14 protein-coding genes and 1 tRNA gene are annotated in these 18,884 nt (G+C 67.6%); all 15 read left to right on the forward strand.

The window, feature by feature from the left end:
• The first annotated feature begins 148 nt into the window (after nucleotides 1–148).
• The 15 genes from folP (at nucleotide 149) to AC06FA_RS09725 (ending at nucleotide 18,874) form a co-directional block, all read left to right on the forward strand.
• Nucleotides 149–1,045 (forward strand): dihydropteroate synthase, encoded by an 897-nt coding sequence (gene folP / locus AC06FA_RS09655; protein ID WP_478068104.1) that lies wholly within the window; start codon nucleotides 149–151, stop codon nucleotides 1,043–1,045.
• Complete coding sequence (gene miaA / locus AC06FA_RS09660) at nucleotides 1,045–1,998, forward strand: tRNA (adenosine(37)-N6)-dimethylallyltransferase MiaA (protein WP_478068105.1); 954 nt, start codon at nucleotides 1,045–1,047, stop codon at nucleotides 1,996–1,998. Before folP ends, miaA begins: the two co-directional genes overlap by 1 nt.
• 95 nt (nucleotides 1,999–2,093) lie before the next feature.
• Entirely contained in the window at nucleotides 2,094–2,369 is a 276-nt protein-coding gene (hfq, locus tag AC06FA_RS09665) for an RNA chaperone Hfq (protein ID WP_478068106.1), read from the forward strand.
• A 14-nt stretch (nucleotides 2,370–2,383) separates the two neighbouring features.
• Nucleotides 2,384–3,694: a ribosome rescue GTPase HflX gene (hflX, locus tag AC06FA_RS09670; RefSeq protein ID WP_108752750.1), complete on the forward strand. Its 1,311-nt coding sequence runs from the start codon at nucleotides 2,384–2,386 to the stop codon at nucleotides 3,692–3,694.
• A gap of 185 nt (nucleotides 3,695–3,879) precedes the next feature.
• Complete coding sequence (locus AC06FA_RS09675) at nucleotides 3,880–5,187, forward strand: MFS family transporter (protein WP_478068107.1); 1,308 nt, start codon at nucleotides 3,880–3,882, stop codon at nucleotides 5,185–5,187.
• Nucleotides 5,188–5,249: 62 nt separating this feature from the next.
• Nucleotides 5,250–5,744 (forward strand): CinA family protein, encoded by a 495-nt coding sequence (locus AC06FA_RS09680; RefSeq protein WP_478068108.1) that lies wholly within the window; start codon nucleotides 5,250–5,252, stop codon nucleotides 5,742–5,744.
• A 35-nt stretch (nucleotides 5,745–5,779) separates the two neighbouring features.
• Nucleotides 5,780–7,462 (forward strand): 2-polyprenylphenol 6-hydroxylase, encoded by a 1,683-nt coding sequence (ubiB, locus tag AC06FA_RS09685; protein WP_478068109.1) that lies wholly within the window; start codon nucleotides 5,780–5,782, stop codon nucleotides 7,460–7,462.
• A gap of 225 nt (nucleotides 7,463–7,687) precedes the next feature.
• Nucleotides 7,688–8,323, forward strand: a complete 636-nt coding sequence (gene lexA, locus AC06FA_RS09690) for a transcriptional repressor LexA (protein WP_005412936.1) — start codon at nucleotides 7,688–7,690, stop codon at nucleotides 8,321–8,323.
• 204 nt (nucleotides 8,324–8,527) lie between these two features.
• Nucleotides 8,528–9,565: a recombinase RecA gene (gene recA / locus AC06FA_RS09695; RefSeq protein WP_478068110.1), complete on the forward strand. Its 1,038-nt coding sequence runs from the start codon at nucleotides 8,528–8,530 to the stop codon at nucleotides 9,563–9,565.
• A 111-nt stretch (nucleotides 9,566–9,676) separates the two neighbouring features.
• Complete coding sequence (gene recX, locus AC06FA_RS09700; RefSeq protein WP_108749248.1) at nucleotides 9,677–10,168, forward strand: recombination regulator RecX; 492 nt, start codon at nucleotides 9,677–9,679, stop codon at nucleotides 10,166–10,168.
• A gap of 109 nt (nucleotides 10,169–10,277) precedes the next feature.
• The gene (gene alaS / locus AC06FA_RS09705; protein ID WP_478068111.1) at nucleotides 10,278–12,926 is read left to right on the forward strand and encodes an alanine--tRNA ligase; all 2,649 of its coding nucleotides are present in this window, start codon (nucleotides 10,278–10,280) and stop codon (nucleotides 12,924–12,926) included.
• 150 nt (nucleotides 12,927–13,076) lie between these two features.
• The gene (gene csrA, locus AC06FA_RS09710) at nucleotides 13,077–13,280 is read left to right on the forward strand and encodes a carbon storage regulator CsrA (protein WP_108749250.1); all 204 of its coding nucleotides are present in this window, start codon (nucleotides 13,077–13,079) and stop codon (nucleotides 13,278–13,280) included.
• Nucleotides 13,281–13,358: 78 nt separating this feature from the next.
• A tRNA-Ser gene (locus AC06FA_RS09715) sits at nucleotides 13,359–13,451 on the forward strand.
• Between the two features lie 163 nt (nucleotides 13,452–13,614).
• Entirely contained in the window at nucleotides 13,615–18,291 is a 4,677-nt protein-coding gene (locus AC06FA_RS09720) for an ATP-dependent helicase (protein WP_478068112.1), read from the forward strand.
• 100 nt (nucleotides 18,292–18,391) lie between these two features.
• Entirely contained in the window at nucleotides 18,392–18,874 is a 483-nt protein-coding gene (locus AC06FA_RS09725; RefSeq protein ID WP_478068113.1) for a LuxR family transcriptional regulator, read from the forward strand.
• The last annotated feature ends 10 nt before the right edge of the window (nucleotides 18,875–18,884 follow it).

Raw genomic sequence — 18,884 nt, forward strand, 5'->3', positions numbered from 1 at the left:
GCGGCGTGTCCTGCCCACCCACACCGCCCCGCCATCCCACGTAATGCAGTTTTTGACGTTGCTTCAGTCGAGCACGGCTCGACTCTACAGGGGTGCAGGGCGCAGCCCTGCCGCACTAAACTAAACGCCGTTGCCTGCAGGATCGCCCATGTTCGACATCTCTCCCCAGCTCGATTGCGCCGGCCGCATCCTGCGCCTGGACCGTGCCCGGGTCATGGGCATCGTCAACGTCACCCCCGACTCGTTCTCCGACGGTGGCGCGCATGACAGCACCGACGCCGCCGTCGCCCATGGCTTGAAACTGGTGGAGGAGGGGGCCGACCTGCTCGACATCGGTGGCGAATCGACCCGCCCCGGCGCCGCCCCGGTCTCGATCGAAGAAGAACTGCAGCGCGTATTGCCGGTGATCGAGCAGCTGGCTGCCCGCACCCAGGTGCCGATCAGCATCGACACCTTCAAGCCGGAGGTGATGCGCGCGGCCGTGGCCGCTGGCGCGGGCATGATCAACGACATCTACGGCCTGCGCCAGGAGGGCGCGCTGGAAGCCGCCGCCGCCGCCGGCGTGCCGGTGGTGCTGATGCACATGCAGGGCGAGCCCGGCAACATGCAGGCCGAGCCGCACTACGACGACGTGGTGGCCGACGTACACGGTTTCCTGGTGCAGCGCCTGTTCGCGGCGGAAATGGCCGGCATCGCGAAAAAACACCTGGTCATCGACCTCGGCTTTGGTTTCGGCAAGACCACCGCGCACAACATGACCCTGCTGGCCCGTTCCGAGCGCTTCCTGGAACTGGGCGTGCCGATGCTGGCTGGCCTGTCGCGCAAGCGCAGCCTGGGCGAGCTGACCGGGCGGCAGGTGCCATCCGAGCGCGTCGCAGCGTCGGTGGCCGCGCACCTGATCGCGGTGCAGCGCGGTGCGCGCATCGTGCGCGTGCACGACGTGGCCGCCACGGTCGATGCGTTGAAGATCTGGCAGGCGGTCGAGGCCGTGCCCACCCAGCGCGTGGACGCCACCCCGGCGATCCGCTGGCCGGACGAAGACTGATGGCCGCTGACCGGCGACCGCTGGCGATCGCCGTGATGGGGCCGACCGCCAGCGGCAAGACCGCTACCGCGATCGCCCTGGCCAAACAGTTGAACGGCGAGATCGTCAGTGTCGATTCGGCGCTGGTCTACCGTGGGCTGGATATCGGCTCGGCCAAGCCTGACGCCGCCGAACGCGCGCAGGCGCCGCACCATCTGCTGGACCTGCGCGATCCGTGGCAGACCTATTCGGCGGCAGAGTTCGCCGCCGATGCGGCACGCGTCGTGGCCGACATCGTGGCCCGCGGCCGCACGCCGATCCTGGCGGGGGGCACCGGGCTGTACTTCCGGGCGTTGCTGGAAGGCCTTTCGCCGATGCCGGAAGCTGATCCAGGCATGCGCGAAGCGTTGGCGGCAGAGGCGGCCGAGCGCGGCTGGACTGCCCTGCACAACGACCTGGCCGCGGTCGATCCGGCCGCGGCGGCGCGTATCCACGCCACCGACCCGCAGCGCATCCAGCGGGCGCTGGAGGTGTATCGGCTCACCGGCACCCCGATCAGTGAACTGCAGCGCCAACGCGGTGTCGCGCCGTTGCCGGTGCGCACCCTGAAGCTGATCCTGGCCCCGCGCGAGCGCGCCGTGCTGCACCAGCGCATCGAAGCCCGTTTCGACGCCATGCTGGCGCAGGGGTTCCTGGACGAAGTGCGCGCCCTGCGCGCCCTGCCGCAGATGGCCGCCGTGAGCGCGCCGCTGGACCTGCCCGCCGTGCGTGCGGTCGGATACCGCCAGGCCTGGGAGTTCCTGGACGGGCAGGGCACGGCTGCCGGCTTCCGCGACAAGGGCATCTTCGCCACCCGGCAACTGGCCAAGCGGCAGCTGACCTGGCTGCGCGGCGAGCTTGATGCCCGCTGGTTCGACCCCCATATGGACCAACAGCGGCTGGCCGACGCAGTCGCGACCTTCGTCGCACGCTGAACGGGCGTTGGCCGTGTACCATCATGGTCCGGCGTGCGGCCTGGGGGCGAAGCACGCGTCGGCCACCCAATAAGAACAATAATCAGGAGTATGCAATGTCCAAGGGGCAATCGCTGCAGGATCCTTTCCTGAACGCACTGCGGCGCGAACGTGTGCCGGTTTCGGTGTACCTGGTGAACGGTATCAAGCTGCAGGGCACGATCGAATCGTTCGATCAGTTCGTGGTCCTGCTGCGCAACACCGTCAGCCAGATGGTCTACAAGCACGCCATCTCCACGGTGGTGCCGGCACGCAACGTCAAGGTCGGCCCGGGCGGTGGCTACGTGCAGTCGGGTGAAGATGGTCAGGCAGGTGATGAAGCAGACGCGTAACAACGGAGCGGTGAATGTTTGACCGCTCGAAACGGGGCGAACACGCCCTGCTGATCCAGCCCCACTTCGGCAAGCTGGAAGAGGATGTGCTGGAAGAATTCGGCGATCTGGCCCGCTCGGCCGGGGCCAGCATCGCCGCGACGATCACCGCGCGCCTGGACCGTCCCAACCCCTCCACCCTGATCGGCAGCGGCAAGCTGGACGAGATCAAGGCGGCGGTCGAGGCGACCGGTGCTGACCTGATCCTGGTCAACCACGCACTCAGTCCGGGCCAGGAACGCAACCTGGAACGGTTCCTGGAACGCCGGGTGATCGACCGCACTGGCCTGATCCTGGACATCTTCGCCCAGCGTGCGCACAGCCACGAAGGCAAGCTGCAGGTCGAGCTGGCGCAGTTGCGCCATATCGCAACGCGCCTGGTGCGCGGCTGGACCCACCTGGAACGCCAGCGTGGTGGCTCGATCGGCCTGCGCGGTCCCGGTGAGACCCAGCTGGAAACCGATCGCCGCCTGCTGCAGAAGCGGGTGGAACAGCTGCAGAAGCGGCTGGAAAAGGTCGAAGTGCAGCGCACCCAGATGCGCCGTGCGCGCGTGCGCAGCGAGCTGCCGCGCGTAGCGCTGGTGGGCTACACCAACGCCGGCAAGTCCACGCTGTTCAACGCACTGACCGGTGCCGAGGCCTACGCCGCCGACCAGCTGTTTGCCACGCTTGATCCGACCGTGCGCCGCATTGCGGTGCCCGGCGGCAACGTGGTGCTGGCCGATACCGTGGGTTTCGTGCGCGACCTGCCGCATGACCTGGTGGCGGCGTTCCGCTCTACCCTGTCCGAGGCGCGCGAGGCGGATTTCCTGCTGCATATCGTCGACGCGGCCGATCCGCACCGCGAAGAGCGCATCGCCCAGGTGGACGAGGTGCTGGCGGCGGTGGGTGCCGGCGACCTGCCGCAGTTGCTGGTGTTCAACAAGATCGACCGCATTGACGGCGCGCAGGTGCGCCACGACGGCCAGGACGGTGTGCCCGACGAGGCCCGCCGCGAGCGGGTCTGGATCTCGGCGCGTGACGGGCAGGGCCTGGAGCTGCTGCAGACCGTGCTGGGCCGGCGTCTGGGCCTGCAGCACGTGACCGGCGAGCTGCGTCTGCCGCCCAGTGCCGGGCGTCTGCGTGCGCGCCTGCACCAGTTGGAAGTCATCCGCAGCGAGCAGGCCGATGAAGATGGCTGGTTGCTGCAGGTCGATCTGCCGATCGCCGAGGCCGAGAAGCTGGCGGCCAGCGCCGATGGCGCACCGATCCGCGCATTGCTGCCGGAAAAACTGCCGGAGTGGTGATGGCCGGGCTGGGGTCAGAGCCCGTTGCCTTGCAACGGGATCCGACCCCGACGCTTTTCGGGATCCGACCCCGCCGCACAACCGGCCGATTACCGCACGCCAGCCGCCTGATGCTGCACACCGTCTTGCACATGGCGGGAGGATGATCCGAAGGTCGGCCCCCACGGCCCCCTTCGGAGTTCCCCATGTCGCAGGCCCCGGCCGCCGATCTGCCCCAGTACAGCGCTGCGGAGAAGCGTCATCGCGTCTTCGCCATCATGTCGGCCTCGTCCGGCAACCTGGTGGAGTGGTTCGACTTCTACGTCTACGCGTTCTGCGCGATCTACTTCGCGGGAGCGTTCTTCCCCGCCTCCAATCCCACCGTGCAGTTGCTCAACACGGCTGGCGTGTTCGCGGCCGGCTTCCTGATGCGGCCGATCGGCGGTTGGCTGTTCGGTCGCATTGCCGACCGGCTGGGGCGCAAGAAGTCATTGCTGATCTCGGTCAGCATGATGTGCGGCGGTTCGTTGATGGTGGCGTGCCTGCCGACCTACGCGACCATCGGCGCGATGGCGCCGGTGCTGCTGCTGGTGGCGCGGTTGATCCAGGGCCTGTCGGTGGGCGGCGAGTACGGCACCACCGCCACCTACATGAGCGAAGTCGCGCTGCGTGGCCAGCGCGGATTCTTCTCTTCGTTCCAGTACGTCACCCTGATCGGCGGCCAGCTGCTGGCCGTGCTGGTGATCGTCATCATGGAATCGGTGCTGAGCGAGGCCGAGATCCGTGCCTGGGGCTGGCGCATTCCGTTCGTGCTGGGCGCCGTCGCGGCCGTGGTGGCACTGCTGCTGCGGCGGACGCTGCACGAAACCCAGAGCGAATCGAGCCGCGATGACAAGGACGCGGGCACGCTGGGCGCGCTGTTCCGCGACCACAAGGCGGCCTTCTTCACCGTGCTCGGCTATACCGCAGGCGGTTCGCTGATCTTCTATACCTTCACCACGTACATGCAGAAGTTCCTGGTGAACACGGTGCATCTGCCGATCAAGACCGCCAGTTACGTGATGACCGGGGCGTTGTTCCTGTACATGTGCATGCAGCCGCTGTTCGGCATGCTGTCCGACCGCATCGGCCGCCGCACCAGCATGATGCTGTTCGGTGCGCTCGGTGCGCTCACCACCGTGCCGATCCTGATCACCCTGCAGCACGTCACCAGCCCGTGGGCGGCGTTTGGCCTGATCGTGCTGGCGCTGGCCATCGTCAGCTTCTACACCTCCATTTCCGGCATCGTGAAAGCCGAGATGTTTCCGCCGCAGGTGCGCGCGCTCGGGGTGGGCCTGGCCTATGCCATCGGCAACGCGGTGTTCGGCGGCAGCGCCGAGTATGCGGCGCTGGGGCTGAAGCAGCTGGGCCATGAGCAGCTGTTCTTCTGGTACGTCACCGTGATGATGGTCGTGGCCTTCCTGGTCAGCCTGCGTCTGCCGGCGCAGGCCCGCTACCTGCACCACGACCATTGATGCGGCAGGACAGCGGCGCGGATCTGCGGTACAACGTGCCGTCGTTTCCGCGAAACCTGCCGATGTCCATTCCTACCGATGCCGATCTCCACGCCCAGGCCGCCGCGCTTGGGCAGCGCCTGCAGCACGACGCACTGCAGCTGGTCACCGCTGAAAGCTGCAGCGGTGGCTGGATCGCCAAGTGCATGACCGATATCGCCGGGTCGTCAGCGTTCTTCGACTGCGGCATGGTGGTCTACAGCTACGAGGCCAAACAGCGGTTGCTGGGCGTGCGCGCACAGACCCTGGAGCAGTTCGGCGCGGTCAGCCGCGAAGCGGTGCTGGAAATGGTGTCCGGCGCGTTGGTCAATTCCGGTGCAGGCATCGCGGTGGCGGTCACCGGCATCGCCGGCCCGGGCGGTGGCAGCCCGGACAAGCCGGTGGGTAGTGTCTGGATCGGTTGGAAGCGGCGGGGCGGCTATGCGCGCGCGGAACTGTTCCAGTTCGAGGGTGACCGCGATGCCATCCGCCGGCAGACCGTGGCGGCGGCCTTGCACGGAATCGACGCCCAGCTGTGACATGCTGGCCCGGTATTTGACCGGAGGCGTCAGCGATGTGGGAAACACTGGGCACAGTCCGTGACCTGGGCCGGCTGCAGGAGATCGCCGCCGTCCTGATCCGCTATGGATTCGGTGACGTGGTGCGGCGCATCGGCCTGGCCAGCGTGCTGGAGCGCGCCGGGCGCCTGCTGCACTGGAACGAGGAAGGCCAGCAGATGCTGCGCATGACCGCGCCGGTGCGGGTGCGCAGTGCCCTGCAGGATCTGGGGCCGACGTTCGTGAAACTGGGGCAGGTGCTGGCCACCCGCGTGGATCTGTTGCCGCCGGACTGGATCGCCGAGTTGTCCGAACTGCAGAACGCGGTTCCAGCCCTGCCGTACGCGGCCATCCGCGAACAGCTGGAGGCCGACCTGGGGGCGCCGCCGGCGCAGGTGTTCGCCTTCCTGGATGAAACGCCGATGGCGGCCGCCTCGTTGGCGCAGGCACACAGGGCGCGACTGCACGACGGCCGCCAGGTAGTGCTGAAGGTGCGCCGGCCCGGCATCCGCGACGTGGTGGAAGCCGACCTGCGGCTGCTGGCACGCCTGGCGGAAATCGTGGAAGCGCGCCTGCCCGACCTGCGCCGCTACCGCCCCGCCGAGGTGGTGCAGCAGTTCACCGTGTCATTGCGGCGGGAACTGGATTTCGCTGCCGAATGCCGCAATGCCGAGCGCATCGCGCGCAACTTCCAGGGGCGCGACGACATCCTGATTCCCAGCGTGCATTGGCAGTGGACCTGCGAAAGCCTGAACGTACAGGACTTCGTGGACGGCATTCCCGGCCGCGATCTGGCTGCGGTGGACGCCGCTGGACTTGACCGGCGCGCATTGGCACGGCGCGGCGCCGACATCGTGTTGAAGATGGTGCTCGAGGACGGCAGTTTCCATGCCGACCCGCACCCCGGCAACATCATCTACCTGCGCGACGGCCGGATCGGGGTGATCGATTTCGGCATGGTCGGCGCGCTGTCAGAAGTGCGCCGCTTCCAGGTCGCCCAGCTGCTGCACGGGCTGGTGGAACAGGACCCGCAGGGGGTGGCCGATGTGCTGCTGGACTGGGCCGGGGGCGTGGAGGTGGATGAAAACCGGCTGCAGCACGACATCAGCCAGTTCGTGGACCAGTACCGCGGTGTACCGCTGAAGGACCTGCGCATTGGCCTGATGCTGGGCGACATCACCCAGCTGCTGCGCAGCTACAGCCTGACCCTGCCGGCCGACCTGGCGCTGATGATCAAGGCGTTCCTGACCCTGGAGGGGATGGGCCGGCAGCTGGATCCGGATTTCGACATGGCCAGTGCCGCGCGGCCGTTCCTGGAACGGGTAGTGCTGCAGCGTTACGCCCCGCGGGCGCTGATCAAGCGCGGCCGGCGCTCCCTGCAGGGCATGATCGAGCTGGCCGGAGAGCTGCCCCGCGACCTGCGCAAGCTGGTCCAGGCCGCGCGCCGCGGTCGCCTGCAGCTGAAGGTGGAGACCAGCGCCCTGCAGGGTTTCGGCGACCAGGTGAACCGGGCCGCCAACCGGCTGGTGATGGGCATCGTCACCGCCGCGCTGATCATCGGCTCGTCCATCGTGATGCACAGCGTAGGCGGCATCTCCAGCCGCTGGCTGCTGGCCCTGGGGGTATGCGGCTTCGTCGGCGCCGGGTTCTGCGGGGTGTGGATCCTGTTCTCGATCTGGCGCAGCGGCAAACACACATGATGCGCGCAATCCCGGTAGAGCCGATCCGGTAGAGCCGACTGTCAGTCGGCTGCCCTTGCCGTTACCAGCAGCGCCACAGCAGTTCCCACGAAGCACTGCAGAGTTGCGCGGTGATTCCGGTAGAGCCGACTGTCAGTCGGCCGCCCTTGCCTTGGCCGGGTCCGCATCACCCCGTGTCGCACCCGGCACTTGCGGCGGCCGGTATTAGTAGTAATACTACTAATCATGGACCTGACCGACACCCAGCAGGCGATCCTGCAGTTGATCGCCGAGCGTATCGAGAGCGAGGGCGCACCGCCGTCGCAGACTGAAATCGCACGTGCCTTCGGCTTCAAGGGCGTACGTGCGGCGCAGTACCACCTGGAGGCACTGGAACAGGCCGGGGCGATCCGTCGCATCCCGGGCCAGGCCCGCGGCATCCGCCTGGTGCAGGCGCCGCCGGTGGAAAAGCTGGCTGAGCCGGGGCTGCCCGACAGTGTCCTGCGGCTGCCGGTACTCGGCCGGGTCGCGGCCGGTCTGCCGATCGGTGCGGACATCGGCTCGGACGATTTCGTGGTGCTGGACCGGGTGTTCTTCTCGCCCGCGCCGGATTACCTGCTGAAGGTGCAGGGCGACTCGATGATCGACGAAGGCATCTTCGACGGTGACCTGATCGGTGTGCACCGCACCCGCGATGCCCATTCCGGGCAGATCGTGGTGGCCCGCATCGATGACGAGATCACCGTCAAGCTGCTGAAGATCGCCAAGGACCGCATCCGTCTGCTGCCGCGCAACCCCGATTACAAACCGATCGAAGTGCTGCCCGACCAGGACTTCGCCATCGAGGGCCTGTATTGCGGCCTGCTGCGGCCGAACCGTTGACCCGTTCCACTGCACATTTCCCCGCGGTCTTTTGTGGCGATTCTCTGGTTCCACTGAGGTTGGTACGGATGTCCGATAATTCTTTTCAGAGCGCCGGGCAGAATCTCAGCCTGTGCGATACGTCCGACTTAAAGTGAACCCATGGCAAAGAAGACCCCCAAAGACAGCACCCCCAACGACATGACCTCTGCAAGGACCAATACGATGGACGAGAACAAGAAGCGCGCCTTGGCTGCTGCTCTGGGCCAGATCGAGAAGCAGTTCGGCAAGGGCTCGGTGATGCGCATGGGCGACCGCGTGGTCGAACCCGTCGAAGCCATCCCGACCGGTTCGCTGATGCTCGACATCGCACTGGGCATCGGCGGTCTGCCGAAGGGCCGTGTCGTTGAAATCTATGGTCCGGAATCGTCGGGCAAGACCACCCTGACGCTGCAGGCCATTGCCGAATGCCAGAAGATGGGCGGCACCGCAGCCTTCATCGACGCCGAGCACGCCCTGGACCCGATCTACGCCGGCAAGCTGGGCGTGAACGTGGACGACCTGCTGCTGTCGCAGCCCGATACCGGTGAGCAGGCGCTGGAAATCGCCGACATGCTGGTGCGTTCGGGTTCGGTGGACATCCTGGTGATCGACTCGGTTGCCGCGCTGACCCCGAAGGCTGAAATCGAAGGCGAAATGGGCGATCAGCTGCCGGGCCTGCAGGCCCGCCTGATGAGCCAGGCTCTGCGCAAGCTGACCGGCAACATCAAGCGTTCCAACACGCTGGTCATCTTCATCAACCAGCTGCGCATGAAGATCGGCGTGATGATGCCGGGCCAGAGCCCGGAAACCACCACCGGCGGCAATGCGCTGAAGTTCTACGCCTCGGTCCGTCTGGATATCCGCCGCATCGGTGCGATCAAGAAGGGCGACGAGATCATCGGCAACCAGACCAAGATCAAGGTCGTCAAGAACAAGCTGGCGCCGCCGTTCAAGCAGGTCATCACTGAAATCCTGTACGGCGAGGGCATCAGCCGCGAGGGCGAACTGATCGACATGGGCGTGGACGCCAAGCTGGTCGAGAAGGCCGGTGCCTGGTACAGCTACGGCGAAGAGCGTATCGGCCAGGGCAAGGACAACGCCCGCGGCTATCTGCGCGACAACCCGTCCGTGGCTGCCAAGCTGGAAGCCGAGCTGCGCGAGAAGTTCCAGCCGGCCGAAGCCGTGCGCGAAGAAGGCGACGACGACGGCGACGACGAGTAAGTCTTGCTGTGGGGCAGGGCGGCGCCGTCAGTGACGTTGCCCTGTCCCGCAGGTTCGAATCGCCCACGGATGGGCTGGGTGCCACGGACGGCGCCACCCTTGGAGCAACCGATGTCCGACGCTGACGACGTCCCCACCGGCCGCAAGCGCCGGCCCCGTGAACAGACGCCGGTGCAGCGCGCCTTGGGCCTGCTGGTGCGGCGTGAGCATTCCCGCAAGGAATTGACCCGCAAGCTGACCGCCCGCGGGATCGAAGACGAGGCGGCGCAGGCCGCCGTGGCCAAGCTGACCGAGGCCGGCTGGCAGGACGACACCCGTTTTGCCGAGAATCTGGTGCGCATGCGCGCCAACACCGGCTATGGCCCGATCCACGTGCGTGCCGAGCTGGGTACCCATGGCCTGGACAGTGCGGCCATCAGCGCCGCGATGGACAGCTACGAGGGCGATTGGCAGGAAAACGCCCGCGATCTGGTCCGCCGCCGCTTCGGCGAGGACGGTCCGCAGGACCTGGCCCAGCGCCGCAAGGCCGCCGATCTGCTGGCCCGCCGGGGCTTCGACGGGGACACCATCCGCCGCGCCACCCGGTTTGACCCGGACGACTGAGACTGGCGGCGCCGGGCCTGCTACCCTTTAGGTTTTCGGCGGTCCGTCGCGACCCCGGCCAGTGCGGCCGGTGGTGCGGGATTGCCGGCCCGCAGACTGCCAGCCCCCAATGAACGCATCCGCCAAATTCACGACTTCCCAGATCCGCAGCGATTTCCTTGAATTCTTCAAGGGCAAAGGCCACACCATCGTGCCGTCCGCGCCGCTGGTGCCGGGCAACGATCCGACCCTGCTGTTCACCAACTCCGGCATGGTGCAGTTCAAGGACGTGTTCCTTGGCGCGGAAAAGCGCAGCTACGTGCGCGCGGCCGACGTGCAGCGCTGCCTGCGCGCCGGCGGCAAGCACAACGACCTGGACCAGGTGGGCTACACCGCGCGCCACCACACCTTCTTTGAAATGCTGGGCAACTGGTCCTTCGGTGACTACTTCAAGAAGGACGCCATTGCCTGGGCCTGGGAACTGCTGACCCAGGTCTGGAAGCTGCCGGCCGAGCGCCTGCTGGTCACCGTCTACCAGACCGACGACGAAGCCTATGCGCTGTGGCGCGACATGGTCGGCATTCCGGAAGAGCGCATCGTGCGCATCGGCGACAACAAGGGCGCCCCGTTCGCCTCGGACAACTTCTGGCAGATGGCCGATACCGGTCCCTGCGGCCCGTGCACCGAGATCTTCTATGACCATGGCGACCATATCGCCGGTGGCCCCCCGGGCTCGCCGGACGAAGACGGCGACCGCTTCATCGAGATCTGGAACCTGGTCTTCATGCAGTTCGACCGCCAGCCCGACGGCACCCTGGTGCCGCTGCCGGCGCCGTGCGTGGATACCGGCATGGGCCTGGAGCGCCTGGCGGCGATCCTGCAGCACGTGCACACCAACTACGAGATCGACCTGTTCCAGGCGCTGATCCGCAAGGCCAGCGAACTGACCGGCACCGCCGATCTGGAAAACAAGTCGCTGCGCGTGATCGCCGATCACATCCGCGCCTGTTCGTTCCTGATCGTCGACGGCGTGCTGCCGTCCAATGAAGGCCGTGGCTATGTCCTGCGCCGCATCATCCGCCGCGCCCTGCGCCACGGCTGGATGCTGGGCGTGCGCCAGCCGTTCTTCAGCAAGCTGGTGCCGACCCTGGTCGAGCAGATGGGGGAGGCCTACCCGGAACTGCCCGCCGCCGTGGACACCGTCACCCGCGCCCTGCAAGCCGAAGAGGAGCGTTTCGCCGAAACCCTCGACGCCGGCATGAAGATCTTCGAAGACGTGGCGGCCAAGGCCGGCAACGGCGTCATTCCGGGCGTCGACGCCTTCCGCCTGTACGACACCTATGGCTTCCCGCTGGACCTGACCCAGGACATCGCCCGCGAGCGCGAGCTGACCGTGGACATCGCCGGTTTCGACGCGGCCATGGAACAGCAGCGCGAAACGGCGCGTGCCGCAGGCAAGTTCGGTGGCGGCGTGACCCTGCCGGCCGAACTGGTGGCGACCCTCACCCCGACCGCCTTCCTGGGCTACGACCGCCTGCAGGCCGATGGCCTGACCGTGCTGGCCGTGCTGAAGGACGGTCGCCCCGTGTCCTCGGCTGACGCCGGCGATGCGGTCATCGTGATTACCGACAAGACCCCGTTCTATGCCGAATCCGGCGGCCAGGTTGGCGATACCGGTGTGCTGAGCGGCGCCGGTGTCCGCCTGGACGTGACCGACACGCAGAAATTCGCCGGCCAGTTCCATGGCCACGTCGGCACCCTGGCCGAAGGCGGCCTGAAGGTGGGCGACGTGCTGGCGGGCCAGGTCGATGGCGAGCGCCGTGGCGCCACCATCCTCAACCACTCGGCCACCCACCTGCTGCATGCCGCCCTGCGCGAAGTGCTGGGCACCCACGTGCAGCAGAAGGGCTCGCTGGTGGCACCGGACCGCCTGCGCTTCGACTTCTCGCACTTCCAGCCGATCTCGGCCGAGGAACTGGCGATCATCGAGCGCAAGGTCAACCAGCAGGTGCGTGCCAACAACGCCGCCGAAGTGCACAACATGGGCATGCAGGAAGCGCTCGATTTCGGTGCCATGGCGCTGTTCGGCGAGAAGTACGGCGAAAACGTGCGCGTGCTGAAGATGGGTGACTACTCCACTGAACTGTGTGGCGGTACCCATGTCGGTCGTACCGGCGATATCGGTCTGTTCAAGATCACCTCCGAAGGCGGTGTCTCGGCCGGCGTGCGCCGCATCGAGGCGGTGACCGGGCAGGGCGCGCTGGACTACGTGGATGCCGAAGAGGCCCGCCTGGCCGAAGCGGCCGAACTGCTGGGCGGCAGCGCCACCGACGTGGTCGAGAAGATCCGTGCGCTGGGCCAGCGCCAGAAGCAGCTGGAACGCGAACTGGAAGCCGTGAAGGCCAAGGTTGCCGCCGGTGCCACCGCCGACCTGTCCAGCCAGGCCGTGGAAGTGGCCGGGGTGAAGGTCCTGGCCGCGCGCCTGGAAGGCTTCGATGCCAAGGCCCTGCGTGATGCCATCGATCGCCTGAAGCAGCAGCTGGGCGACGCGGTGATCGTGCTGGCCGGTGCCCAGGACGGCAAGGCCGCCCTGGTGGCCGGTGTGAACGGCAGTGCAATGGGCAAGGTCAAGGCCGGGGAACTGTTGTCCCATATCGCCGGTCAGATCGGGGGCAAGGGCGGCGGACGCCCGGACCTCGCCCAGGGTGGTGGCGAGGACGGGCCCGCCCTTGCTACCGCGCTGTCCGCGGTCGTCGAATGGGTCAGCCCCCGCCTGTGATGAATGCCCGGCCGTCCCCCTCCTTGTAGGAGCGGGACGGCTGACGGTACCATTGCGGAATCTTTTCCCTTTGTCGTGGGGGCGCTTCTTGACGGAGCGTCAAGCCGGTGGGGGATACCCTTCCACACGGTTCCATGGAGACTTTCAAAAATGTTGATCCTCACTCGCCGCGTTGGCGAAACCCTGATGATCGGTGACTCGGTCAGCGTCACTGTTCTGGGCGTCAAGGGCAATCAGGTGCGCATCGGCATCACCGCGCCGAAGGACGTTGCCGTGCATCGCGAAGAGATCTACCAGCGCATCCAGCGCGGTGACGAAGCCGGCAGCACCGGCAACGAAAATTCTGCCGAATAAAGCTTTACCTTCGCGTCTGATTAACGTTATGATTCACGCCCCGCTGAGGTGCAACGCACCAGACGCGGCGAAAACCCCGGAGCGATGCCCGAGTGGCTGAAGGGGCTCCCCTGCTAAGGGAGTATAGGGTCAAAAGCTCTATCGAGGGTTCGAATCCCTCTCGCTCCGCCAGATACAAGAAAGCGCCCGCAGATTTTCGATCTGCGGGCGTTTTTCGTTGTGCGCGTTTTCTCTCTCTGCACCTGTCTGTCGCGTGCATGTCTCGACGTCCGGTGCCCGTGCGGCAGGTCTTCACGGCGTTGTGCATCATCGCCGTATCATCGAACCGTCGAACATGGCGACCGTCCCTGCCTTGGATTCCCTGCAGACCTTCCATCCCGCCACGCGTGACTGGTTCAGCTCCACGTTCGCTGGATCGACGCCGGTGCAGGAACAGGCGTGGGCCTCGATCGCCGCAGGCCAGCACACGCTGGTGGTCGCCCCTACCGGCTCGGGAAAGACGCTGGCGGCGTTCCTGCATGCGATCGACCAGGTGTTCGCCGAGCGCGATGGCGATGCACGCCGCGACCCCGCGGCCAAGCCCGTGGCACGCACGCGGGTGCTTTACCTGTCGCCGATCAAGGCGCTGGGCAGCGATGTGCAGCGCAACCTGCAGGTGCCGCTGCAGGGAATCAGTGCACGCCGCAGTGAACGCGGCGACCCGGCCGTTGCGCTTACCGTGGCCATGCGTACCGGTGATTCCAGCAGCAGCGACCGCGCGCGGCTGCTGCGGCGTCCGCCGGACATCCTGATAACCACGCCCGAGTCGCTGTACCTGATGCTGACGTCACAGGCGCGGGAGATCCTGCGCGATGTGCATACGGTCATCCTCGATGAGATCCATGCCGTGGCCGGTGGCAAGCGAGGCTCGCACCTGGCCCTCAGCCTGGAGCGGCTGGACGCCTTGCTGAAGGTGCCCGCACAGCGCATCGGTCTGTCCGCCACAGTGCGCCCGGTGCAGGACGTGGCCGCCTTCCTCGGCGGCGATCGTCCGGTGCAGGTGGTGCAGCCGCCTTCGCAGCGGCAGCTGCAGTTGAAGATCGTAGTGCCGGTGGAGGACATGACCGACCTGGCCGTGCACGGCCCGGCGGAAGGGCGTGGTGCCGGCACACGCGTGGGGTCGATCTGGCCGCACGTGGAAGCCAGCATCCTCGATAACGTGATGCAGCATCGCTCAACGATCGTCTTTGCCAATTCGCGCGGCGTAGCGGAGCGGCTCACCGCGCGACTCAACGAGCTGCATGCCGAGCGCACGGGTGCGGAAAACGTGGGCGACACCGAAGTGGCAACCGCCTACGGATCATTCACCGGCAGCACGGTGAACCGTGTCACTGCCCCCGACGCGGTGATTGCGCGCTCGCACCATGGCTCGGTGTCCAAGGAGCAGCGCGCCGCCATCGAGCAGGCGCTGAAGGCGGGTGAACTGCGCTGTGTCGTGGCGACGTCCAGCCTCGAGCTGGGCATCGACATGGGCCTGGTGGATCTGGTCATCCAGGTTGCGGCGCCGCCGTCGGTGTCAAGTGCGCTGCAGCGGGTGGGGCGTGCGGGACACCAGGTAGGCGGTATGTCGCGCGGCCTGCTCTACCCGCGCACACGACGTGACCTGGTCGATGCCGCCGTGGTGGTGGACAGCATGCTGGATGGCCGCATCGAAGCCATCGATCCACCGCGCAACCCGCTTGATGTGCTGGCCCAGCAGACTGTTGCCGCCGTGGCGATGGAGCCACTCGATGCAGAGGCCTGGTTTGCACGGGTCTGCCGCGCTGCGCCTTACCGCACGCTGCCCCGCAGTGCCTTCGACGCGGTGCTGGACATGCTGGCCGGGCGTTATCCGTCCGACGAATTCGCTGGCTTCCGCCCGCGCCTGGTGTGGGACCGGAAGACAGGCACGTTGACCGCGCGCCCCGGTGCCCGGCAGCTGGCGGTCACCAGTGGCGGCACGATCCCGGACCGCGGCATGTACGCGGTGGTGCTGCCCGAGGGCGAAGAGCAGGCCGGCTCGCGTCGGGTGGGCGAGCTGGACGAGGAGATGGTGCACGAGTCGCGGGTGAACGATGTCATCACCCTCGGCGCCACGTCCTGGCGCATCGACCAGATCACCCTCGACCAGGTCGTGGTGACGCCCGCACCCGGGCGCTCGGCGCGGCTGCCCTTCTGGCGTGGCGAGGGCATGGGTCGCCCGGCCGAGCTGGGGCAGGCCACCGGCGCGTTCCTTGCCGAACTGGAAGCCGACCCGCGCGGCGCTGGCGAGCCGTCACCGGCGCTGCTGGCACGGCTGCGCGGGCGAGGCCTGGACGACAGTGCGATCGGCAACATGCTGGCACTTGTTGCCGAGCAGCAGGCGACCGGCGTGCTGCCGACCGACCTGCGCCTGGTGGTCGAGCGCTGCCGCGATGAACTGGGCGATTGGCGGGTGATGCTGCATTCGCCCTACGGGCGTCGCGTGCACGACCCCTGGGCGCTGGCGGTGGCCGCGCGGCTGCGCGAGCAGGCGGGCATCGACCCGGCCGTGGTGGCCAGCGACGATGGCATCATCGTGCGCATGCCTGACCGCAGCGGTGCTGCGCCGGGCGCGGAACTCTTTCTGTTCGACGCGGCCAGCCTGCGCCACACCATCACGCTGTCGGTTACCGGGTCGGCGTTGTTCGCCGCCCGTTTCCGCGAGTGCGCCTCGCGTGCCCTGCTGCTGCCGCGCCGCACGCCGGGCAAGCGCTCGCCGTTGTGGCAGCAGCGGCTGCGTGCGGGGCAGTTGCTGGAGATCGCGCGTGGCCACGAGGGTTTCCCGATCCTGGTCGAGACCGCGCGCGAATGCCTGCAGGATGTCTACGACCTGGACGCGCTGGATGCACTGATGCTGCGCGTGCAGGCCGGCCAGGTCCAGATGGTTGAAGTGGAGACCGCCATGCCGTCGCCCTTCGCGGCGGACCTGTTGTTCGGCTATGTCGCCGAGTTCATGTACGAAGCCGACGTGCCCCTGGCTGAACGACGCGCATCGGTGTTGTCGCTCGACAGTGGCCTGCTCGCCGAGCTGCTGGGCCAGGTCGACCTCGGTGAGCTGCTGGACGATGAGGTGGTGGCCACCATCGCGCGTGAACTGCAGCGCTTGGACCCGCCCCGCCACGCGCGTGGCAGTGAAGGCGTGGCCGACCTGCTGCGCGAGCTTGGCCCGTTGCCGGCCAGCGACATCGCGCAGCGCATCACCGAACCCACGCAGGTGGTGGCCTCGCTGCAGGTGTTGCAGGCTGCTGGGCGTGCAATCCGCGTGACCATTGCCGGTGTTGAACAGTGGGCGGCGGTGGAGGACGCCGCGCGGCTGCGCGATGCCATCGGGATCGAACTGCCCTCGGACATTGCCGAGGTGTTCCTGGCATCGGTGGGGGATCCACTGGGTGACCTGCTCGGCCGACACGCGCGCCACTCTGGGCCCTTCAGCAGCGGCAGCGTGGCGGCCCGCTTCGGATTGGGCGTGGCGGTGGTGGACGACGCGCTGCAGGTGTTGCAGGAGCAGGGCCGGATCATTCGGGGGCGCTTCGGCCTTGACCGTCGCCAGCCGGCCGACAGATCGGCACCGCCTTCGCCGCGCGCGGCCCATGAGTGGGTGGCCGTCGATGTGCTGCAGCGGTTGCGGCTGCGCTCGCTGCAGGCCGCCCGTGAGGCAACGCGGCCGGTACCGGTGGACGCCTATGTCGGCGTATTGCTGGAAGGGCAGGGTGTGCTGCCGAAGGCCACGCCTGGCTGGGGCAGCGACGCCGTGCTGCAGGTGATCGCGCAACTGGCGGGGCTGCCGCTGCCGGCATCACTGTGGGAGCAGCAGGTGCTGCCTGCGCGGGTGCCCGGTTACACGCCTGCGCTGCTGGACGAACTACTGGCCACCGGGACGGTGCTCTGGGCTGGCCACGGCCGCCTGGGCGATGATGATGGACGGGTGTCGCTGCACCTGCGCGACCATGCGGCCGAAACCCTGCCGCTCATGGACAGCGATGACATCCCATCGCCGATGCAGCAGGCGATCCTGAAGGTGCTGGCTGCAGGCGGTGCGTTCTTCGCCCACCAGCTGGCGATGCAGGTACAGCCGCATCTCGCGGATGCAGGCAGTGCAGGCGAGGATTTCCAGACGGCGCTGTGGCAGCTGGCGTGGCGCGGGCAGATCAGCAGTGACCTGTGGGCACCGCTGCGCGCGCTCGACGGCGTGCGCCCGGCGCGGACGCGGCCGATGTCCGTTTCCCGCCGACGCCGCGACGTTGCCTTCATGCCCTTGGCGACGGGAAGCGCGGGACTGGCGCTGGCCAGCAGCGCGGGGCCGACGCTGGCCGGGCGCTGGTCGCTGCTGCCACAGGAGCGGGCCAATGACACGGTGCGTGCGCTGGCGCAGACCGAGGCGCTGCTGGACCGCTACACGGTGCTCACCCGCAGCGCGGCGATGAGCGAGGCCGTGGCCGGCGGCTTCCCGGCACTGCGGCCGGTGCTGCGCAGCATGGAGGACGCGGGCCAGCTGTTGCGCGGGCGCTTCGTGCAGGGGATGGGCGGTGCCCAGTTCGCCCAACGCGCAGACATTGACCACCTGCGTGTCTGTGCCGAACGTGCGGATGGCCCTGGCGGATGGGTTGCGCTGTCCGCGCTGGATCCTGCCAACCCATTCGGCAGCCTGTTGCCTTGGCCACAGGCCACGGCAGGGTCGAGGCCGGTGCGACGCGCCGGTGCGCTGGTGGTGATCGGTGAAGGTCGGCTGCAGCTGTACCTGCCGCAAGGGGGCCGCCAGCTGTCCAGTTGGATCGATGACACGGACGAGGGCGCTGTGGCGCGCTGGACCGCGGCGGCACAGGCGCTGGCCGTCGGCCTGCGGCGCGGTCGGCGGCTGTCCTTCACGCTGCAGCGGATCAATGCCGAGCCGGTCCACCGCGGTCTTGCCGTGGACGCGCTGCGCGCCGCGGGGTTCAGCAGTGAGCCGCGCGGGCTGGGCTGGAACGGCTGAGTCCCGCCCAGCGCGAGCGTGAACAGGCGGCTGGGCGAAACTGTGTTCCAGTGTGCGCACGCGTTGCTGCAGATCCTTCTTCACTCGAACGGAGACTTGCATGAAGCTGTTGTCCGCTGTGCTGCTGTCCGCGCTGTCACTGCAGGCCGGTGCTGCTGTCGCTGCCGATGCCTCCCCGTCGCCACTGCTGGGCCGCTGGTTGCTGGACATCTCCACGTCGGCGCTACCGGAAGCGCAGCGTCCGAAGCAGGTGGTGCTGGAATTCAAGGATGCCGGTGGCGGCCGCTGGAGCTCGCACGTGGATATCGTGCTGCACGATGGCAAGACCATGAAGTCCGACGGCACGCTGTCGCTGGATGGTACGCCGGGCCCGCTGTCGGGCACCTACGGGGCCGACCAGGCCAACCTCAAGCTGCCGTCGCCCTCCACCTTGGTGATGCAGCTGGTCGACCACGGCGCCCCCGCGTCCACGCGCATCTACACAATCGCGGCCGACCCTTTAACGATGACCGAGACCAAGGCGTTCTATACCCATCAGGGCACGCCGATCCTGCAGACCAACCTGTTCCGGCGCCTGCCCTGAGCGAACGCTC

The organism is Stenotrophomonas sp. Steno-C17, assembly GCF_056393165.1.

What these genes read in the sequence shown, in the direction of transcription:
- AC06FA_RS09675 (WP_478068107.1), top strand. Translation starts at nt 3,880, where the DNA reads ATGTCGCAGGCCCCGGCCGCCGATCTGCCCCAGTACAGCGCTGCGGAG.
- alaS (WP_478068111.1), top strand. Translation starts at nt 10,278, where the DNA reads ATGAACGCATCCGCCAAATTCACGACTTCCCAGATCCGCAGCGATTTC.
- hfq (WP_478068106.1), top strand. Translation starts at nt 2,094, where the DNA reads ATGTCCAAGGGGCAATCGCTGCAGGATCCTTTCCTGAACGCACTGCGG.
- folP (WP_478068104.1), top strand. Translation starts at nt 149, where the DNA reads ATGTTCGACATCTCTCCCCAGCTCGATTGCGCCGGCCGCATCCTGCGC.
- ubiB (WP_478068109.1), top strand. Translation starts at nt 5,780, where the DNA reads ATGTGGGAAACACTGGGCACAGTCCGTGACCTGGGCCGGCTGCAGGAG.
- recX (WP_108749248.1), top strand. Translation starts at nt 9,677, where the DNA reads ATGTCCGACGCTGACGACGTCCCCACCGGCCGCAAGCGCCGGCCCCGT.
- recA (WP_478068110.1), top strand. Translation starts at nt 8,528, where the DNA reads ATGGACGAGAACAAGAAGCGCGCCTTGGCTGCTGCTCTGGGCCAGATC.
- lexA (WP_005412936.1), top strand. Translation starts at nt 7,688, where the DNA reads ATGGACCTGACCGACACCCAGCAGGCGATCCTGCAGTTGATCGCCGAG.
- miaA (WP_478068105.1), top strand. Translation starts at nt 1,045, where the DNA reads ATGGCCGCTGACCGGCGACCGCTGGCGATCGCCGTGATGGGGCCGACC.
- AC06FA_RS09680 (WP_478068108.1), top strand. Translation starts at nt 5,250, where the DNA reads ATGTCCATTCCTACCGATGCCGATCTCCACGCCCAGGCCGCCGCGCTT.
- csrA (WP_108749250.1), top strand. Translation starts at nt 13,077, where the DNA reads ATGTTGATCCTCACTCGCCGCGTTGGCGAAACCCTGATGATCGGTGAC.
- AC06FA_RS09720 (WP_478068112.1), top strand. Translation starts at nt 13,615, where the DNA reads ATGGCGACCGTCCCTGCCTTGGATTCCCTGCAGACCTTCCATCCCGCC.
- AC06FA_RS09725 (WP_478068113.1), top strand. Translation starts at nt 18,392, where the DNA reads ATGAAGCTGTTGTCCGCTGTGCTGCTGTCCGCGCTGTCACTGCAGGCC.
- hflX (WP_108752750.1), top strand. Translation starts at nt 2,384, where the DNA reads ATGTTTGACCGCTCGAAACGGGGCGAACACGCCCTGCTGATCCAGCCC.